The organism is Streptomyces parvus (assembly GCF_032121415.1).
In the GTDB taxonomy this organism is placed as follows: Bacteria; Actinomycetota; Actinomycetes; order Streptomycetales; family Streptomycetaceae; genus Streptomyces; species Streptomyces globisporus_A.
Genome location: NZ_CP135079.1, coordinates 479,232 through 495,267 on the forward strand (window position 1 = coordinate 479,232; position 16,036 = coordinate 495,267).

The following is a 16,036-nucleotide window of genomic DNA, read 5'->3' on the forward strand; positions in this document are numbered from 1 at the left end:
CGGACTGGATCCGAACCGTCCCCTGCGGAGAGGCGAGGACGGCACCGGGCGCCGCTGTGCCGCCCACGCCGGTTCCCCGCGCCCGCCGCACCGCCGCCGGCCCCGTCCTGCTCTTAGGGTCTCGACGTCCCCGCGGCGCCGGGCAGCCTCAGAGCCGGCTGACGACCCGCCGTTCCGGGCCGGCCTCCCGGTGGATGGGCTCCCTTCCCCCGGTCAGCGGCAGGCCCGTGCCGCCGCGCCGGGCCGCGACGATCTCGGCCGCGATGGCCAGTGCCGTCTCCTCCGGCGTACGGGCTCCGAGGTCCAGGCCGATGGGCGACCGCAGCCGCTCCAGCTCGACGTCGCCGAGGCCGGCCTCGCGCAGCCGCCGGGTCCGGTCCTCGTGGGTGCGGCGCGACCCCATCGCGCCGACGAACGCGGCGGGCATCCGCAGCGCCTCCGTGAGCAGCGGTACGTCGAACCGGGCCTCGTGCGTGAGGACGCACAGGACGGTACGGGCGTCGGTGCGGGTGCGCCGCAGATAGCGGTGGGGCCAGTCGACGACGACCTCGTCGGCTTCGGGGAACCGGGCGGGCGTGGCGAAGACGGGCCGGGCGTCGCACACCGTCACATGGTGGCCCAGGAACTTGCCGGCCCGGACCAGCGCGGCTGCGAAGTCGACCGCACCGAAGACGATCATGCGGGGCGGCGGGACGCTGGTCTCGACGAGCAGGGTGAGTCCGCCCGGGCAGTGCGAGCCGTCCTCGGAGAGGGCGACGGCGCCGGTGCGGCCGGAGTCCAGCAGGGCCGCTGCCTCGGCCGCCGCCGTACGGTCCAGCTCCGGGTGGCCGCCGAGCCCACCCTCGTGGGAGCCGTCGGCGCGGACGAGCAGGGGACGCCCCAGGAATCCGTCCGGGCCGTCCACCACCCGGGCGAGAGCCGCCGCCTCACCGGACACCGCGGCGGACAGCGCGGCCCGCAGCACCTCGCGCTCCGGTGCGCCGGGCCGTACCGGCGTGACCATGATGTCCAGGACGCCGCCGCAGGTCAGGCCGACGGCGAAGGCGTCCTCGTCGCTGTAGCCGAACCGTTCGCGAACGCTCTCGCCCGTTGCCAGGGCCTGCGCGCACAGTTCGTAGACCGCGCCCTCCACACAGCCGCCGGAGACGGAGCCGATCGCTGTGCCCTCGCTGTCGACGGCGAGGGCGGCCCCCGGCCCGCGTGGCGCGCTGCCGCCGACGGAGACGACGGTGGCGACCGCGAACTCCCGGCCCTCCGCCATCCATCGGTGCAGCTCACCGGCGATGTCAAGCATCCAGCGCTCCCCCGGCGGGCTGCGGCCCGGTCGCGGCGAGGACCCGGTCGGGGCGGATCGGCAGATTCCGGTGGCGTACGCCGGTGGCATGCCAGACCGCGTTGGCGACGGCCGCCGCCGCGCCCACGATGCCGATCTCCCCGACGCCCTTGATGCCGACCGGGTCGTCCGGGTCGTGGTCGTCCACCCAGTCGACCTCGATGGCGGGGGTGTCGGCGTGCGTGGCCACGTGGTAGCCCGCGAGGTCGGGGGCGTAGTGGCCGCCGGTGTTGCGGTCGCGGACCGCCTCCTCGTGCAGGGCCATGGAGATGCCCCAGGTCATCCCGCCGACGAGCTGGTTGCGGGCGGTGAGCGGGTTGACGATCCGGCCCGCCGCGAAGATGCCCAGCATGCGCCGCACCCGGATCTCGCCGGTGGCGGTGTCCACGGCGACCTCGGCGAACTGGGCGCCGAAGGAGTGGCGTTCCTTCTGCGCGAGTGCCCCGAGGGCCTCGGTGGTGTCGGACCGCACGGTGATCCCCTCCGGCGGGATGGATGGGGTCATCGCGAGCCGCTCCCGCAGTTCGGCGGCGGCCGCCGTGACCGCCCAGGCCCAGGAGCGGGTGCCCATGGATCCGCCGGCGATCATCGCGGGGCCGAAGTCGCTGTCGCCGATGCGGACCCGGACCTGTTCCGGTGCGGTCTCCAGCGCGTCGGCGGCGATCAGGGTGAGCGCGGTGCGGGCTCCGGTGCCGATGTCGGCGGCGGTGATGCGTACGGTGAAGGAGCCGTCCGCCTCGGCCGTGACCAGGGCCGTCGAGGGGGCGGCCCCGGCGCCGAAGGAGGCCGCCGCCGTGCCGGTGCCCAGCAGCCAGCGTCCCTCGCGGCGGATGCCGGGGCGCGGGTCGCGGTCCGCCCAGCCGAACCTGCGGGCTCCCTCGCGGAAGCAGGCCGCGAGGTTGTTGCTGCTGAACGGGAGTCCCGAGACGGGGCCGACGTCCGGCTCGTTGCGCAGGCGCAGCTCGATCGGGTCGATGCCGCCGCGTTCGGCGAGTTCGTCGAGGGCCGCCTCGATCGCGAAGGACCCCGGGGCCTCCCCCGGTGCGCGCATCCAGGTCGGGGACGGCACGTCGAGCCGGACGACGTGGTTGGCGGTGCGGTGGGCGTCGGCGTCGTACAGCACCCGGGCCACGCCCGCGCTGGGCTCGACGAACTCGTACACCGTGGACGTCTGGTTCAGCGATCGGTGTTCCAGGGCCAGCAGCCGGCCGTCGGGGGCCGCGCCGAGCCTGACCCGCTGGGTGGTGGGGCTGCGGTAGCCGCCCAGCGAGAACGTCTGACGCCTAGTCAGCACCACGCGTACGGGACGTTGCAGGGCGGTGGCGGCCATCACGGCGGACACCTGGTGGGCGCGCAGCCCCTTGCTGCCGAAGCCGCCGCCGATGTGTTCGGAGCGCACCCGCACCGAGGAGGGGTCGAGCGAGAACACCGTGGCCAGTTCGCCCTGGACCCAGCCGGCGCCCTGGTTGGAGTCGACGACCTCCAGCCGGCCGCCCTCCCACCGGGCGGTCGCCGCGTGCGGCTCCATCATGCTGTGCTGCTCTTCGGGGGTGGTGTACTCCGCGTCCACCACGAACGCGGAGGCGGCCAGTTGGGCGTCCAGGTCGCCCTTCTCCGTCTCGGCGGGCATATGGCCGGCGGCGGGGTAGGCGCCGGGGTGGCCGGCGTGGAACGCGGTGTCGTGCGGCTCCTGGTCGTACGACACCACGAGCGCTTCGGCCGCCTCCCTGGCCTCCTCGGGGGTCTCGGCGACGACCAGCGCGACCGGCCAGCCGGCGAACGGCACCCGGTCGTGCTGGAAGACGGCGCAGGTCGGGTCGGGCGGGGTGCCGAGCATGCCGACGTAATCGACGTTGAGGCGGGGGGCGTTGCCGTGGTGCAGCACGGTGAGCACGCCCGGCATGGCGAGGACCGGGGCGGTCTCCACATCGAGGATCCGGCCACGGGTGACGGTGGACAGCACGAGCCAGCCGTGGGCCAGCTCCGCGAAGGGGATCTCGCCCGCGTAGCGCGCGGCACCGGTGACCTTGTCGCGGCCCTCGACGCGGGTGCGGGCGGTGCCGACGGCTCCGCGAAGCGCCGAAGGGCCCGGGGTGGTGGTCGTCATCGGGCGTCCTCCCCGGCGAGTTCGGTCAGGACGGAGACCACGAGATTGCGCATGAGGGTCACCTTGTATCCGTTGTGGGGCAGCGGCCGGGCGGTGGCCAGCTCGGCGTCCGCGGCGGCGGCGAAGGTCGCGCCGTCGGCCGGTGCGCCGGTCAGGACGGCTTCGGCCGCACGGGCGCGCCAGGGGCGGGAGGCGACGGCTCCGAGGGCGAGGCGCGCTTGGCGTACACGCCCGTCCTCGATGGTGAGCGCGGCGGCGACGGAGCCGATGGCGAAGGCGTACGAGGCGCGCTCGCGCACCTTGCGGTAGCGGGAGCGGCCGGCGGCGGGCGCGGCGGGCAGGGTCACATGGGTGATCAGTGCGCCGGGCGGCAGGGCGGTCTCCCGGTGCGGGGTGTCGCCGACGGGGAGGTAGAAGTCGGTGATCGGGACGTCGCCGGGGCCGTCGGCGCTCTCGTAGGAGACGACGGCGTCGAACGCGGTGAGGGCCACTCCCATGTCGGAGGGGTGCACGGCCACGCAGTGGTCGGAGGCGCCGAGGACCGCGTGGTTGTGGTGTTCGCCCGCGACGGCTGGGCAACCGCTGCCCGGGGCCCGCTTGTTGCAGGGCTGCGACACATCGGTGAAGTAGCCGCAGCGGGTGCGCTGGAGGAGGTTGCCTCCGACGGTGGCCATGTTGCGCAGCTGCCCGGAAGCTCCGGCCAGCAGGGCCTGGGTCAACGCCGGGTAGTGACGGCGGACTTCGGGGTGGACGGCGAGGTCGCTGTTGGTGACGGTCGCCCCGATGCGCAGGCCGCCGTCAGCCGTGGGTTCGATGCGGTCCAGGGGGAGTTCGCGGACGTCGACGAGGAGGGCGGGGCGTTCCACGCCGGTCTTCATCAGGTCGACGAGGTTGGTGCCGCCGCCGAGGTACCGCGCGTCCGGGTCGGCGGCGAGCAGGGAGACCGCGCCGGTGACGTCGTGGGCGCGCTGATAGCCGAACTCCCTCATGCGGCGGCCTCCCCGGCGGCGTCGGTGGTGTGCTGCCCGGCGGCCTGTTCCTCGGCGGCACGGGCGACGGCCTGGACGATCGAGACGTAGGCGCCGCAGCGGCACAGGTTGCCGCTCATCCGCTCGCGGATCTCCTCGGGCGTCAGCGGTGGTGGTCCCGCCTCGGGAGCCGGGTCGTCGGTGACGGCGCTCGGCCAGCCGGCCGCGTGTTCCTCGATGACGGCGATGGCCGAGCAGATCTGGCCGGGCGTGCAGTAACCGCACTGGTAGCCGTCGAGATCGAGGAAGGCCCGCTGGACGGGGTGCAGTTCGTCACCCTCGGCCACGCCTTCGATGGTGGTGATCTCGCGGCCCTCGGCCGCGACCGCGAGGCTGAGGCAGGAGACGACGCGGCGCTGGTCGACCAGGACCGTACAGGCGCCGCACTGCCCCTGGTCGCAGCCCTTCTTGGTGCCGGTGAGGTCGAGGCGCTCGCGCAGGGCGTCGAGGAGGGTGGTGCGGTGGTCGATGGGCAGGTGGTGCTTCTCGCCGTTGATGTTCAGGGTGATCGCACGGGACGTCGACGAGGGCGCTGGGGCCATGTTCAGCCTTCTCTGGTGTCGGGTGACGAGGAGAACCCGGGCCTCGGTCGGTGACCGCCGGCCCCGGCCGGGAGTAAAGTAGCCCTAACCGGACCACTGTCCGCTTACCTGGAAAACGTAACGGACAGCTGTCCGGTTAACAAGGACGGGTTTCGGCCACGCACCCCGACCCCGGCCATGCCCCGAGGAGGATCCGTGTCCCAGCAGCCGAAGAAGGACACCGCCCTGCGTTCGGACGCTCAACGCAACCGCGAGCGCATCCTGCGCGTGGCCACGGTCGAACTGACGCTGCGCGCGGATGCCCCGCTGAGCGCGATCGCCAAGAAGGCGGGGGTGGGGCAGGGCACCTTCTACCGCAACTTCCCCCACCGGGAGGCACTGGTCCTGGAGGTCTACCGCTACGAGATGCAGCAGGTCGCCGACGCGGCGTGCGAGTTGCTGCAGACCCGCCCGCCGGAGAGGGCCCTGCGCGAGTGGATGGACCGGCTCGCCCGCTTCGCGATGACGAAGGCGGGTCTCGCGGACGCGATCCGGTTGGTGACCAGCGCGCCGGGCGGACCCGCGAAGCCCGGCCCCACCCCGGTCATGGACGCGGCCGGAACCCTGCTCCGCACCTGCGAGGAGGCCGGTGCCATCCGCCCCGGGGTGACGCCGGACGACTTCTTCCTCGCGATCGCCGGTCTCTGGCAGATCGATCCGCGCGAGGACTGGGAGCCGAGGGCCGGCCGGCTCCTGGATTTCGTCATGGACGGCCTGCGCGTGGGGGCGCCCGGCGGGTGACCGGACCGCCCCCCACCGTTGTCACAGGGCCATGTGATGATGCCCCGTGAGCTGAGCGGACCTGGGGAGGGACCGCGTGCGGACACAGAAGCGGGAGCGGTGAGTTGAGCAAGGGTGGGGCGTCCGTACCGGACGAGGAGTGGGAGCGGTTCCTGAGGGAGTCCGAGGCCGGCAGCCCGGGCGCGCCCGAGGAACCCTCGGCGCGGGCCCGGATGGTGACCCGGCGACTCCAGGAGGAGCCCGGACCGCCGCAGGGGTGGCGGACGCATCAGCCGCCCCGGCCCCGGCGCGCCAAGGGCTGGTACGCGGCCGGCCTGGCGGTCGTCGTGGTCCTGCTGGTCGCCGTGGCCGTCGCCCCCGGCCGGATCGTCGGCTGGTTCGACGGCGGGGACGCGGTGGGCCCCCTGCCTCTGGCCGCGGAGTCGGAACGCCCGGACGGGCCGCCCGCACAGGAGGGGGAAGGACCGCTCCCCACCCCGGAGGAACCGTTCGCAGGATCCCCGGCGGCACGGTGGGCCGACGGCGCGGCAGGCATCCATCTGCCCGCGCCACGGGCGACCGGCTGGATGAGCGAGGCGGAGGTGGGCAAGGCGCTGGAGCGCACCCGGGACTTCCTGGCCGCCTCCGGCCTCGACCCCGCCGTGCTGCGCGGCGAGCGGCCCACGAAGGCCCTGGCGCTCATCAACCCGCACCAGGCGGACGTGCGGGACTACTTGGAGAAGGCGTTCCGCACGCCCGACCGCGAGAACGACCCCCTCCTGCTGTTCAGCCGCTTCCGGTCCGCCGATGTGCGGCCCGTGGGGGACGTGGTCAAGACGCGTGGCCGCGTCACCTTCCGGGAGGGCGAGAAAGGTGCGGTGGAGATGTCCACCGACGTCACCTACGTATACCCGGTCATGCGCACCTCGGGCGACGACGAGGTCGCGCGCACCATCGTGCGCCGTGAGGTGGTGATGAGCTGGGACGACCCCGCGAAGATAGTGATCGAGCCGGGGACGTTCTCCCTCGTCTCCTACAAGGTGGACACCACCAACGGCGGTTGCGACACCTCAACCGGCTATCTGGTCCCCGCGTTCCTCGCCGACCGCACGACCGCCGACGGCGGCGACGGCCCGGCGGTCGACCCGTACGACCGCAGCACGCCGATCGGGGAACGGATGCGGGAGGGCGACGGAGAGGGCTGCGACACCGCCACCCGTTCCTGAGCCTGGCCGGCCCACGTCGGCGCAACGGAGCCGAGCCGCACGGTGGGCCCGCCCGGTTCAGCCCTGGATGGTGGCGAGCCAGCCGGTCAGCAGGTCGTTCACCTCGTGGGGGCGTTCCTGCTGGATCCAGTGGCCGCAGCCTTCCAGGAGATGGGAGCCGGAGAGGGCGGGCAAGGTGGTGGGGTAGGCGTCGATGGCGTCGGCCATCCAGGTGGTGGATGCGTCTTGGGCGCCGCCGATGAACAAGGCGGGCTGGACGATCGGGGCGCCGCGGTGGGGAGCGAGGTCCTCCCAGTCGCGGTCCATGGTGCGGTAGCGGTTGAGGGCGCCGGTCAGGCCGGTGCGTTCGAACTCCCCGGCGTAGACGTCGAGATCGTCCTCGGTCAGCCAGGAAGGAAGCGGACCGGTGGGGAACCGGTCGCGCAGCCGCCCGCCGGGCTCGACGAAGTGCGGGTCGGGCTCGCCCTCGGCCGGCATGGTGTCGGCGGAGAGGGCAGCGTAGAAGCCTGCGAGCCAACCCCGCACATCGGGCTCGATCTCCGCCTCGGCGCGGCCGGGCTCCTGGAAGTAGGAGACGTAGAACTCCTGCTCGGGGCCTCCGATCCGGGCGAAGGCGTCCGTGGGGCGGGGGCCGCCGGGCGGCGCGTACGGGACGCTCAGCAAGCCGACCGCGCGGAAGACCTCCGGGTGGAGCAGGGCGGAAGCGGCGCCGATGGCGGAGCCCCAGTCATGGCCGACCACCACCGCGCTCCTCTCGCCGAGGGCGCGCACGACGGCCACGTTGTCCTCCACCAGGTCGAGCATGCGGTAGTCGCCGATCGCGGCCGGCTTCGAGGAGCGGCCGTAGCCGCGCACGTCGATCGCCACTGCCCGGTACCCGGCCGCGGCCAGGGCCGGGAGCTGGTGGCGCCAGGAGTACCAGGACTCGGGGAAGCCGTGCACGAGCAGGACCAGCGGGCCGCTGCCCTGCTCGACCAGGTGCAGGCGCCCGGCCGGGGTCTCGACGGTGCGGTGGCGCAGTACGGCGGTCGGCTCGACGGGCATGGGGTCTCCTCGGTTCACGGGCGGCCTGCGGATACCGACCGATCATGCGGCGCGGCGGCCCCATGGCGCCATCGGCGTTGCCATTCGGGCAAACTTGCAGGACAGCGGGGTGAAGCGGCACGGCGGGAAGGACCAGGGACGGTGGCAGGGGACGACGTGGCCCAGACCCTCGCGGCGCTGGGACCCAGGCTGCGGATCCTGCGCGAAGGCCGTGGCGTCACCCTCGCCGCCGTCAGCGGCGCGACCGGTATCGCGCCCAGTACGCTGTCGCGGATCGAGAACGGTCGGCGCAGACTCACCCTGGAGGTGGTGCTGCAGTTGGCGAAGGAGTACGGAGTCTCGCTGGACGAACTGGTCGGCTCCGCCCCCGCTGCCGGGCCCCGCGGCACGGCGCAGCGCGGTTTCGGCGATCACAAGACGGTGTTGCCCCTGACCCCGTATGTCGGCGGTCTGCACGCCCACAAGCATGTCCTGCCTGCCGTGGCGGAGTCGCCGGGACGGCCCCGGCAGGTGTCCCACGAGGGCTACGAGTGGCTGTGCGTCCTGTACGGGCGGTTGTGGCTCGCACTCGGTGAACAGGACGTCGTTCTGGCCGCCGGGGAGGTCGCCGAGTTCGACACCCGGGTCCCCCACGGAGTCGCGAACGCCGGCCCCGACGGACCGGTCGAGTATCTGATCATGTTCGGGCCTCAGGGTGAACGGCTGCGGCCGCGCACCCCGCCCGTCAGCCCAGCAGCGCCGCGACGGTGACGAGCACCGGGACCGACAGCAGCGTGGACAGCAGGATGGAGTCCCGCGCGAACCGTTCGGCGACCCGGTAGTGCGAGGCGTACGTGAAGAGGTTCTGGGCGGCCGGGAGTGCCGCGATCACGACGACGTCCAGCAGCGCCTCGCCCCGCAGGCGGATGAGGCCCGCGCCGACGGCCCAGGCGACGAGCGGCTGGGCGACGGTCTTCAGCAGGGCGGACAGGTACAGCGCGCCCCGGTCCTCCCCGCGGCCGGGTCGTTCGGCGCCGCGCAGGGATATCCCGAAGGCGAGGAGGACCGCGGGGACCGACATGTTGCCGATGAGGACGAGCGGTTCGAGCAGCGGGCCGGGCAGGGTCAGGCCGGATGCCGCCACCGCCACGCCGGACAGCGATCCGATCGCCATGGGGTTGCGCAGGGGGGTGGTCAGCCGCCGGAGGAGCGACACCGGCTCCCCGGGACGGCTGAGGTCGAGGACGGTCAGCGCCAGTGGGGTCACCACGATCTGCTGGAGCAGCAGGACCGGAGCGACGAGCGAGGCGTCGCCGAGTACGTAGACGGCGATCGGGATGCCCAGGTTCCCGGCGTTGACGTAGCAGGAGCACAGGGCGCCGATCGCGACCCGTCCGGCGTCCCAGCGCAGGAACGGCCCGGCCACCGCGATGAACACGGCGGCGGCCGCCCCCGTGGCGATGGCCGTGACCAGCAGACGCCGCGACAGGACGACGGACAGGTCGGCGCCCGCGAGCATCGTGAAGAGCAGGGCCGGGGTCGCGACGTTGAAGGCGAGCCGGGTCAGCACGGTGCGGCCGTCCTGCCCCAGGTAGCCCCGGCGCCCTATGACGTACCCGACGGCGATGACGGTGGCGATCACCGTGAATCCGGTGAGAACTCCCTGCATGTCTTCCTTGCGGGTGGATCAGGTGCGGTGGGCGTCCGCCGGGCCGAACGGCTGGTCAGGTGCATGCCGGGACAGCGTCTCAGACCGCTGGCGGCGCTCCTGAGGCGGGGGCGCGGCCGGTCGCGCACGACGCATCGGGCCCCGGGCCCCGGGCCGGGCCAGTCCCCACGTTCCGTCCCGGTCGCTCGGCCCGCCCGGACCGAGCCCGCCTCACCCGTTCGCTCCACCACCGGGACCGCCCACCAGCGCCCCGTTCCCTCCGATATGCCCCTTTCGTCGAATCGCCTTAGCCTGCTGACACTGCTCGGATAGTCGACAGCCGGCGCCGTCGGCGGAGGGCGAGCTTCCATGACTGAGCTACGCAAGAAGTCCGGACTGGTCGGCGAGTTGTCGGCCGAGTTCGCGGGCACGATGATCCTCATCCTCTTCGGCTGCGGTGTCGTGGCCCAGGTGGCGGCGGGCGGAGCCTTGACGGATCCGGCCGGCGGGCTCGGGGACCACGACAGCATCGCCTGGGCGTGGGGGCTGGGCGTCACGCTCGGCGTCTACGTCGCGGCGCGGCTGAGCGGGGCCCATCTCAACCCCGCGGTGACCCTGGCGCTCGCCGCGTTCAAGGGGTTCCCGTGGCGCAAGGTGGCACCCTACGCGGTGGCGCAGACAGCCGGGGCGTTCGTGGCCGCGCTGATCGTCCGCTGGAACTACAGCGAGGCGCTGGCGAAGGCCGACCCCGGGCACACCATCAAGACGCAGGGGGTGTTCTCCACCCTGCCCGCCAACGGCAACCCGGCGCTGCCGGTGCACGAGTGGGGCGCGTTCCGCGACCAGATCATCGGCACCGCCATCCTGCTGCTGCTGATCCTGGCCATCACCGACATGCTCAACACCCCGCCCGGCTCGAACCTGGGCCCGTTCATCATCGGGCTGGTCGTGGTCGCGATCGGCATGGCCTGGGGAACGAACGCCGGGTACGCGATCAACCCGGCCCGTGACTTCGGCCCCCGGCTGGCGAGCTTCCTCACCGGTTACGGCGGGGCGTGGCGGGACCAGTACGGGAATCTCTACTTCTGGGTGCCCATCATCGGCCCGCTGATCGGCGGCCTGTTGGGCGCGGGGCTCTACAAGTTCCTCGTCGGACGCTTCCTGCCGTCCGCCGAACCCGAACCGCCGGGCCGTGTCCCGGCGTCCCAAGACTGAACCACAGCGCCCGGAGAGGCAGCACATCATGGCGGACTTCATCGGCGCGGTGGACCAGGGGACCACCAGCACCCGATTCATGATCTTCGATCACGGCGGCAACGAGGTCGCCAAGCACCAGCTGGAGCACGAGCAGATCCTGCCCCGCTCCGGCTGGGTGGAGCACGATCCCGTGGAGATCTGGGAGCGCACCAACTCGGTGATCCAGAACGCCCTGCGGCACGGCGGTCTGTCGCCGACCGACCTGGTGTCGATCGGCATCACCAACCAGCGGGAGACCACGGTGGTCTGGGACCCGCGCAACGGGCGGCCCTATTACAACGCCATCGTCTGGCAGGACACCCGTACGGACGTCATCGCCGCGAACCTGGAGCGTTCGGGGAAGGGCGAGGTCATCCGCCGCAAGGCGGGGCTGCCGCCGGCGACGTACTTCTCCGGCGGCAAGATCCAGTGGATCCTGGAGAACGTCGACGGCGTACGGCAGGCCGCCGAGGCCGGTCACGCGATCTTCGGCAACACGGACGCCTGGGTCCTGTGGAACCTGACCGGCGGCCCGAACGGCGGTATCCACGCCACCGACGTGACCAACGCGAGCCGCACCATGCTGATGAACCTGGAGACCCTCGACTGGGACGAGGAACTCCTGGACTTCTTCGGCATCCCCCGGGCGATGCTCCCGAAGATCAACCCCTCCTCGCACCCGGATGCCTACGGCTCCACACGCACCTCCCGGCCGCTGAGCGCCGCCATTCCCATCGGCGGCGTCCTCGGCGACCAGCAGGCGGCCACCGTCGGCCAGGTCTGCTTCTCGCCCGGCGAGGCCAAGAACACCTACGGGACCGGAAACTTCCTGGTGCTCAACACCGGTGCCGAGCTGGTCCGTTCGCAGAACGGCCTGCTCACCACGGTGGCGTACCAGTTCGGCGACGAACCGGTGGTCTACGCCCTGGAGGGGTCCATCGCCGTCACCGGATCCGCGGTGCAGTGGCTGCGCGACCAGATGAAGATCATCAAGTCGGCGCCGGAGAGCGAGGAGCTGGCCCGCAGCGTCCAGGACAACGGCGGGATGTACTTCGTGCCCGCGTTCTCCGGCCTGTTCGCACCGTACTGGCGTTCCGATGCCCGCGGCGCGATCGTCGGCCTGGCCCGGTACAACGACAACGCCCACCTGGCGCGGGCCACGCTGGAGGCCATCTGCTACCAGAGCCGCGATGTGGTCGAGGCGATGGAGCAGGACTCCGGGGTCCATCTCGACGTGCTCAAGGTCGACGGCGGCGTCACCGCCAACGACCTCTGCATGCAGATCCAGGCGGACGTCCTCGGCGTCGAGGTCAGCCGTCCCGTCGTCGCCGAGACGACCGCTCTCGGCGCCGCCTACGCGGCGGGGCTCGCCACCGGTTTCTGGCAGAACACCGACGAGCTGCGCGCCCAGTGGCACGAGTCGAAGCGCTGGTCGCCCCAGTGGTCCGAGAAGCAGCGCGCGGAGGGCTACGCGGGCTGGAAGAGAGCGGTGGAGCGCACCCTGGACTGGGTGAAGGTGCCCTGACGCGCTCGCATAGGTTGGGCCGGTCCCTTCCGCCATTCCGACGAGGACCGGCCCATGCCCAGCAGTACCAGCATCCGCCTGATAGAGCCCGCCGACGCCGCCCCGATCGCCGCCCACCGGGTACGGGACGCCGAGGCGTTCCGGCCGTGGGAACCGGCCCAGCCGGACGACTTCTTCACTCCGGAGGGCCAGGCGGAGCGGATCGAGGGCCTGTTGGCGGGGTACCGGGCCGGCACGGTCTGGCCGGGAGCGGTACTCGCCGGTGACAAGGTGGTCGGGCAGATCACCGTCGGGGGCATCCTGCCGCAGCCGCATCTGCGCCGCGGCTCCGTCGGCTACTGGATCGCCTCCGTCGCCCAGAACCGGGGCCATGCCGGGAAGGCCGTCGGGCTCGCCCTGCGGGTGATGCGGGAGGAACTCGGCCTGCACCGCGCCGAGGCGTCCACCAACCTGGAGAACCTGCCCTCCCAACGGGTACTGCGCCGCAACGGGTTCACCCCGTACGGCGTCGCGCACGCCGCGATCTTCCTCGACGGGGGCTGGCGGGACGGGCTGCTGTGGGAGCGGATCCTCGGCGACTGAGCGCCTCCCTGGCGGCTCGCCTCGGGTGCCACCCTGCACGACAGGCCCACGACGCGGAGCGTTACGGCGCACTGGTCGAGAAGTGCGAGCAGTTGGTGTTCCCGCTGACCTGTCTGACGGCCGATCCCTCTGGGAGTACGTGGGGACCTGTCTCCTGACCGGTCCGGGGAGCGCCTCGACGGCCGCCGCCCTCGACGACGCCGGACGGCGGCCGCGGCTGCGGATCGCGGAGGAGGGTGTGCCGGCCGAGGCGCCGCGCGGACACGCCGGACCGGATCGACTGGGCGGCCGGCCCCGCGGATGCCGCGGTCGCCTCGAACGCGCCGGCGTACCGCACCGACGAGGAGGCCGTACGGCTCCTCACGCGGCCGGCCGAGTGGACGGGCACGGCGGTGCTCGTGGATGCCTCGCGCCCCGACGGGCTGAGCCCGCACGCGGCCGAGGCGGCGCTGCACGCGTTCACCGCGACCGGCAGCCCGCTGCGCGACTCCGCCCCCCCGCCTGTTCTCGCGGAGCGGTTCGGGCCGACGGGTCGAGCGGACCGTCGCACTCGGCGGGGGCGCGGAGGCCACGGTCCTGCGACGAGCCTGAACACCGCCCCCGCGTGGGTGGGCGGGGAGGCCGCCGGGGTCAGCCCGACCTCGGCGGCTGCCGTGCGTCGAAGGCGAAGAGGGTGTTCTTCGCCGCGGCCACGAACAGCGCACGTCCCGCGACGGTCACGCGCGGACTGGCGCCCTCCTGGCCCGTGAGTCCGTCGGCCTGCGGGTCCGTCGACCACAGCGTCTTCCCGTCGTCGGGCGAGAGCGCGACCACCCGCCCGGTGGCCGAGCTGAAGTACACCGCGCCGTCACCCGTGGCGGGCCCGGACGCGCCTTCCACGCCCGTCTGCCGCTTCCACTTCTTCCGGCCGGTGGCGGGGTCGAACGCCGTGACGAGACCGGTCTGCCCGCTCACGTAGACGGTGCCGTCCGCCATCCCGGGGGTGCCGTCGTACACCTGGCCGAGCGGGGAGCGGGTCACCTTCCCCGAGGCCGGGTCGACGCGGACCACCTCGTCGTATCCGGCCTGCGCGGTCCCCTCGTAGTGCTGGGAGAGCAGGACGAGAGAGCCGTCGGCGTCGCCCACCGGCACGGCGGGTCCTTCGACCTCGACGGGCCCGCCCAGCTCCCCGGAGTCGAGGGCGAGCGTACGGAGGGTGGGGCTGCGCGGTTCGAGGGCGTCGACCTCCGCGTCGGTCGCGCACATCGCGAGAAGCCGCGGGCCCGCCGGGACGGGCGCGCACTGGGTGCCGGCGGGGAACGGCGCCGTCCAGGCGACCTCGCCGCTGTGGGCGTCCCGGGCCTCGAAGCGGGAGTTGGAGGCGTCGACCGTCACCACGGCGGAGCCGGCCACGACGGCGTCCTCGGTCCGGCCGGTGACGGCCGTCGACTGGGCGCCGGACGGTGTGGACCACAGCTCCTCGCCGCTGTCCGCGTCGAGGGCCACGACCTCGGTGGGCGGGCCCTGCGGGGCGTCCTGGTCGGCGATGCGGTAGCCGACCACGGTGTCGCCGGTGGCGCCCACCATGTACATGCCCTGGGCGGGCACCCCGGGGCTCTTCGCCGTCCACACCGGCGATCCGTCCGCAGGGTTCACCCGGGTCGCGATGACGCCGCCGCCCCCGCAGAACAGCGCGGTCTCGCGTGCGACGCAGCGCAGTTCGTCGGGGATGTCCTCGCGGCCGCCCGGCACGGTCGTGCGCCACGGCTCGAAGCCGTCCGGGAGGGTGCCGCCCGGCGCGGCGGCGCTCCGCCCGGCGTCCGCGCCCCGGGCGTCCGTGCCGTCGCCGTTCCCGTCGGCGCCACCCGTCGTCAGCACGGCGACTCCCCCGCCGATCGCCGCCACCGCGACCGCCGCGGCGAGCACGGGCCGCCACCGGCGACGCAGCCGGCCGCCGATCGCGGGGCCGCTGCTCCCACCCGGAGGGGTAGGGGTGGCCGGGGCCGGGGAGGCCGGTGCGGAGGTGGTCGGAGGCGGGGTCCGCGGTGTCAGGAGGTGGTGCTGGGTGAGCATGTCGCGGGTCCGGCCCGCCCCCGGCCCGCCGGTGGCGGTGGAGCCCAGGTCGGCCGGCAGATCGCGCAGCAGCACGAGGAGTTCGTCCGCCGAGGGGCGCTTCTCGGGCTCCTTGTCCAGGCACGGCTCGACGACCGCGCGCAGGGCATCCGGTACGGCGCCCAACGACGGTTCCTCGTGCACCACTTGGTAGGCCGTGATGTAGGGGCTGTCCGCGTCGAAGGGCCCGTGGCCCGTCGCCGCGTACACCAGGAGCGTCCCCAGCGAGAAGACATCGGAGCGCGGCCCCACGCCGCGCGGAGCCTGCAACTGCTCGGGCGACATGAAGGGCGGTGTACCGATGACCCGCCCGGTCATCGTCAGCGTCTGCTGGTCCACCGCGCGCGAGATGCCGAAGTCGATGACGCGGGGCCCCTCGGCCGAGAGGACGACGTTCGAGGGCTTCAGATCGCGGTGGACGACTCCCACCCGGTGGATGTCGCGCAGCGCCTCGGCCAGCCCGATGGCGAGCCTCCGCAGCTCCGCCCCGTCCAGGGGACCGTCGTCGGTGATGCGCCGGGCGAGCGTGGGGCCCTCGATGTAGGTCGTCGCCATCCACGGCTGGTCGGCCTCGGGTGCGGCGTCGACCACGGCGGCGGTGAACGCGCCGCTCACCCGCCGTGCGGCGGCCACCTCCTGCCGGAACCGGATGCGGAACTCGTCGTCCCCCGCGAACTGCTGGTGGATCAGCTTGATCGCGATGGGCCGGCCTGAACTCGTACGGGCCAGGAAGACCGTGCCCATGCCACCCGAACCGAGCCGCTCCTCCAGCGGATAATCGCCGATCTCGGCTGGATCACCTCCGCGCAGCGACACTCTCCCCGACCTCCCGTCCCCCGTGCGTCCGTCTCTGCCACCACGGGCCTGCTCATCTGTGCTGCACACAAACTAGCCGCAGGGCGGTACGGCGGAGCAAAGCGGGTGACCGACAGGGAG

General features: G+C 73.2%; 13 protein-coding genes and 1 pseudogene. 7 read left to right on the forward strand and 7 right to left on the reverse strand.

The genetic code is table 11. The features are described from left to right. Positions 1 to 148: 148 nt before the first annotated feature. Genes RNL97_RS03145 through RNL97_RS03160 form a run of 4 tightly spaced genes read right to left on the reverse strand, consistent with a single transcriptional unit; the run spans position 149 to position 5,010 of the window. Positions 149 to 1,294 (reverse strand): XdhC family protein, encoded by a 1,146-nt coding sequence (locus RNL97_RS03145; protein ID WP_030580849.1) that lies wholly within the window; start codon positions 1,292 to 1,294, stop codon positions 149 to 151. Continuing rightward, the gene (locus RNL97_RS03150; protein WP_313750334.1) at positions 1,287 to 3,440 is read right to left on the reverse strand and encodes a xanthine dehydrogenase family protein molybdopterin-binding subunit; all 2,154 of its coding nucleotides are present in this window, start codon (positions 3,438 to 3,440) and stop codon (positions 1,287 to 1,289) included. Before RNL97_RS03150 ends, RNL97_RS03145 begins: the two co-directional genes overlap by 8 nt. Next, positions 3,437 to 4,429, reverse strand: a complete 993-nt coding sequence (locus RNL97_RS03155; protein ID WP_243313244.1) for an FAD binding domain-containing protein — start codon at positions 4,427 to 4,429, stop codon at positions 3,437 to 3,439. Before RNL97_RS03155 ends, RNL97_RS03150 begins: the two co-directional genes overlap by 4 nt. After that, entirely contained in the window at positions 4,426 to 5,010 is a 585-nt protein-coding gene (locus RNL97_RS03160; RefSeq protein WP_243313245.1) for a (2Fe-2S)-binding protein, read from the reverse strand. The genes RNL97_RS03155 and RNL97_RS03160 overlap by 4 nt, the downstream gene beginning before the upstream one ends. Before the next feature lie 177 nt (positions 5,011 to 5,187). Between RNL97_RS03160 and RNL97_RS03165 the strand changes: the two genes are divergently transcribed. Both RNL97_RS03165 and RNL97_RS03170 read left to right on the forward strand, forming a co-directional pair. Further along, on the forward strand, positions 5,188 to 5,790 hold the full coding sequence (locus tag RNL97_RS03165; protein WP_030580836.1) for a TetR/AcrR family transcriptional regulator: 603 nt from the start codon (positions 5,188 to 5,190) through the stop codon (positions 5,788 to 5,790). Positions 5,791 to 5,894: 104 nt separating this feature from the next. Then, positions 5,895 to 6,995 (forward strand): hypothetical protein, encoded by a 1,101-nt coding sequence (locus RNL97_RS03170; protein WP_313750335.1) that lies wholly within the window; start codon positions 5,895 to 5,897, stop codon positions 6,993 to 6,995. 57 nt (positions 6,996 to 7,052) lie between these two features. Here the strand turns inward: RNL97_RS03170 and RNL97_RS03175 are convergent, their stop codons facing one another. Next, complete coding sequence (locus tag RNL97_RS03175) at positions 7,053 to 8,039, reverse strand: alpha/beta fold hydrolase (RefSeq protein WP_313750336.1); 987 nt, start codon at positions 8,037 to 8,039, stop codon at positions 7,053 to 7,055. A 141-nt stretch (positions 8,040 to 8,180) separates the two neighbouring features. Between RNL97_RS03175 and RNL97_RS03180 the strand changes: the two genes are divergently transcribed. Beyond that, positions 8,181 to 8,789 carry a helix-turn-helix domain-containing protein gene (locus tag RNL97_RS03180; protein ID WP_313750337.1) on the forward strand — a complete coding sequence of 203 codons (609 nt, stop codon included), beginning with the start codon at positions 8,181 to 8,183 and terminating at the stop codon, positions 8,787 to 8,789. Here RNL97_RS03180 and RNL97_RS03185 read toward each other — a convergent pair. Then, entirely contained in the window at positions 8,764 to 9,687 is a 924-nt protein-coding gene (locus RNL97_RS03185) for an AEC family transporter (protein WP_313750338.1), read from the reverse strand. The genes RNL97_RS03180 and RNL97_RS03185 overlap by 26 nt on opposite strands. Positions 9,688 to 10,035: 348 nt before the next feature. On the opposite strand from RNL97_RS03185, the gene RNL97_RS03190 reads away from it, so the two are divergent. The 4 genes and pseudogenes from RNL97_RS03190 to RNL97_RS03205 form a co-directional block, all read left to right on the forward strand. After that, positions 10,036 to 10,881, forward strand: coding sequence for an MIP/aquaporin family protein (locus RNL97_RS03190; RefSeq protein ID WP_030580819.1), 846 nt, complete (start codon positions 10,036 to 10,038; stop codon positions 10,879 to 10,881). Between the two features lie 28 nt (positions 10,882 to 10,909). Then, positions 10,910 to 12,427 (forward strand): glycerol kinase GlpK, encoded by a 1,518-nt coding sequence (gene glpK / locus RNL97_RS03195; protein WP_030580816.1) that lies wholly within the window; start codon positions 10,910 to 10,912, stop codon positions 12,425 to 12,427. Between the two features lie 54 nt (positions 12,428 to 12,481). After that, positions 12,482 to 13,009, forward strand: coding sequence for a GNAT family N-acetyltransferase (locus tag RNL97_RS03200; protein WP_313750339.1), 528 nt, complete (start codon positions 12,482 to 12,484; stop codon positions 13,007 to 13,009). Between the two features lie 6 nt (positions 13,010 to 13,015). After that, positions 13,016 to 13,600, forward strand: a pseudogene (locus RNL97_RS03205) (siderophore-interacting protein); the annotation flags it as partial. Positions 13,601 to 13,639: 39 nt separating this feature from the next. Here the strand turns inward: RNL97_RS03205 and RNL97_RS03210 are convergent. Next, a complete protein-coding gene (locus RNL97_RS03210) occupies positions 13,640 to 15,916 on the reverse strand; it encodes a protein kinase domain-containing protein (protein WP_313750340.1) in 2,277 nt (758 codons plus the stop codon). Between the last annotated feature and the right edge of the window lie 120 nt (positions 15,917 to 16,036).

Bases quoted from the DNA above. Each gene is read 5' to 3' on its own strand.
- RNL97_RS03175 (WP_313750336.1), bottom strand. From the start codon at position 8,039: ATGCCCGTCGAGCCGACCGCCGTACTGCGCCACCGCACCGTCGAGACC.
- RNL97_RS03165 (WP_030580836.1), top strand. From the start codon at position 5,188: ATGCCCCGAGGAGGATCCGTGTCCCAGCAGCCGAAGAAGGACACCGCC.
- RNL97_RS03185 (WP_313750338.1), bottom strand. From the start codon at position 9,687: ATGCAGGGAGTTCTCACCGGATTCACGGTGATCGCCACCGTCATCGCC.
- RNL97_RS03150 (WP_313750334.1), bottom strand. From the start codon at position 3,440: ATGACGACCACCACCCCGGGCCCTTCGGCGCTTCGCGGAGCCGTCGGC.
- glpK (WP_030580816.1), top strand. From the start codon at position 10,910: ATGGCGGACTTCATCGGCGCGGTGGACCAGGGGACCACCAGCACCCGA.
- RNL97_RS03190 (WP_030580819.1), top strand. From the start codon at position 10,036: ATGACTGAGCTACGCAAGAAGTCCGGACTGGTCGGCGAGTTGTCGGCC.
- RNL97_RS03145 (WP_030580849.1), bottom strand. From the start codon at position 1,294: ATGCTTGACATCGCCGGTGAGCTGCACCGATGGATGGCGGAGGGCCGG.
- RNL97_RS03200 (WP_313750339.1), top strand. From the start codon at position 12,482: ATGCCCAGCAGTACCAGCATCCGCCTGATAGAGCCCGCCGACGCCGCC.
- RNL97_RS03155 (WP_243313244.1), bottom strand. From the start codon at position 4,429: ATGAGGGAGTTCGGCTATCAGCGCGCCCACGACGTCACCGGCGCGGTC.
- RNL97_RS03160 (WP_243313245.1), bottom strand. From the start codon at position 5,010: ATGGCCCCAGCGCCCTCGTCGACGTCCCGTGCGATCACCCTGAACATC.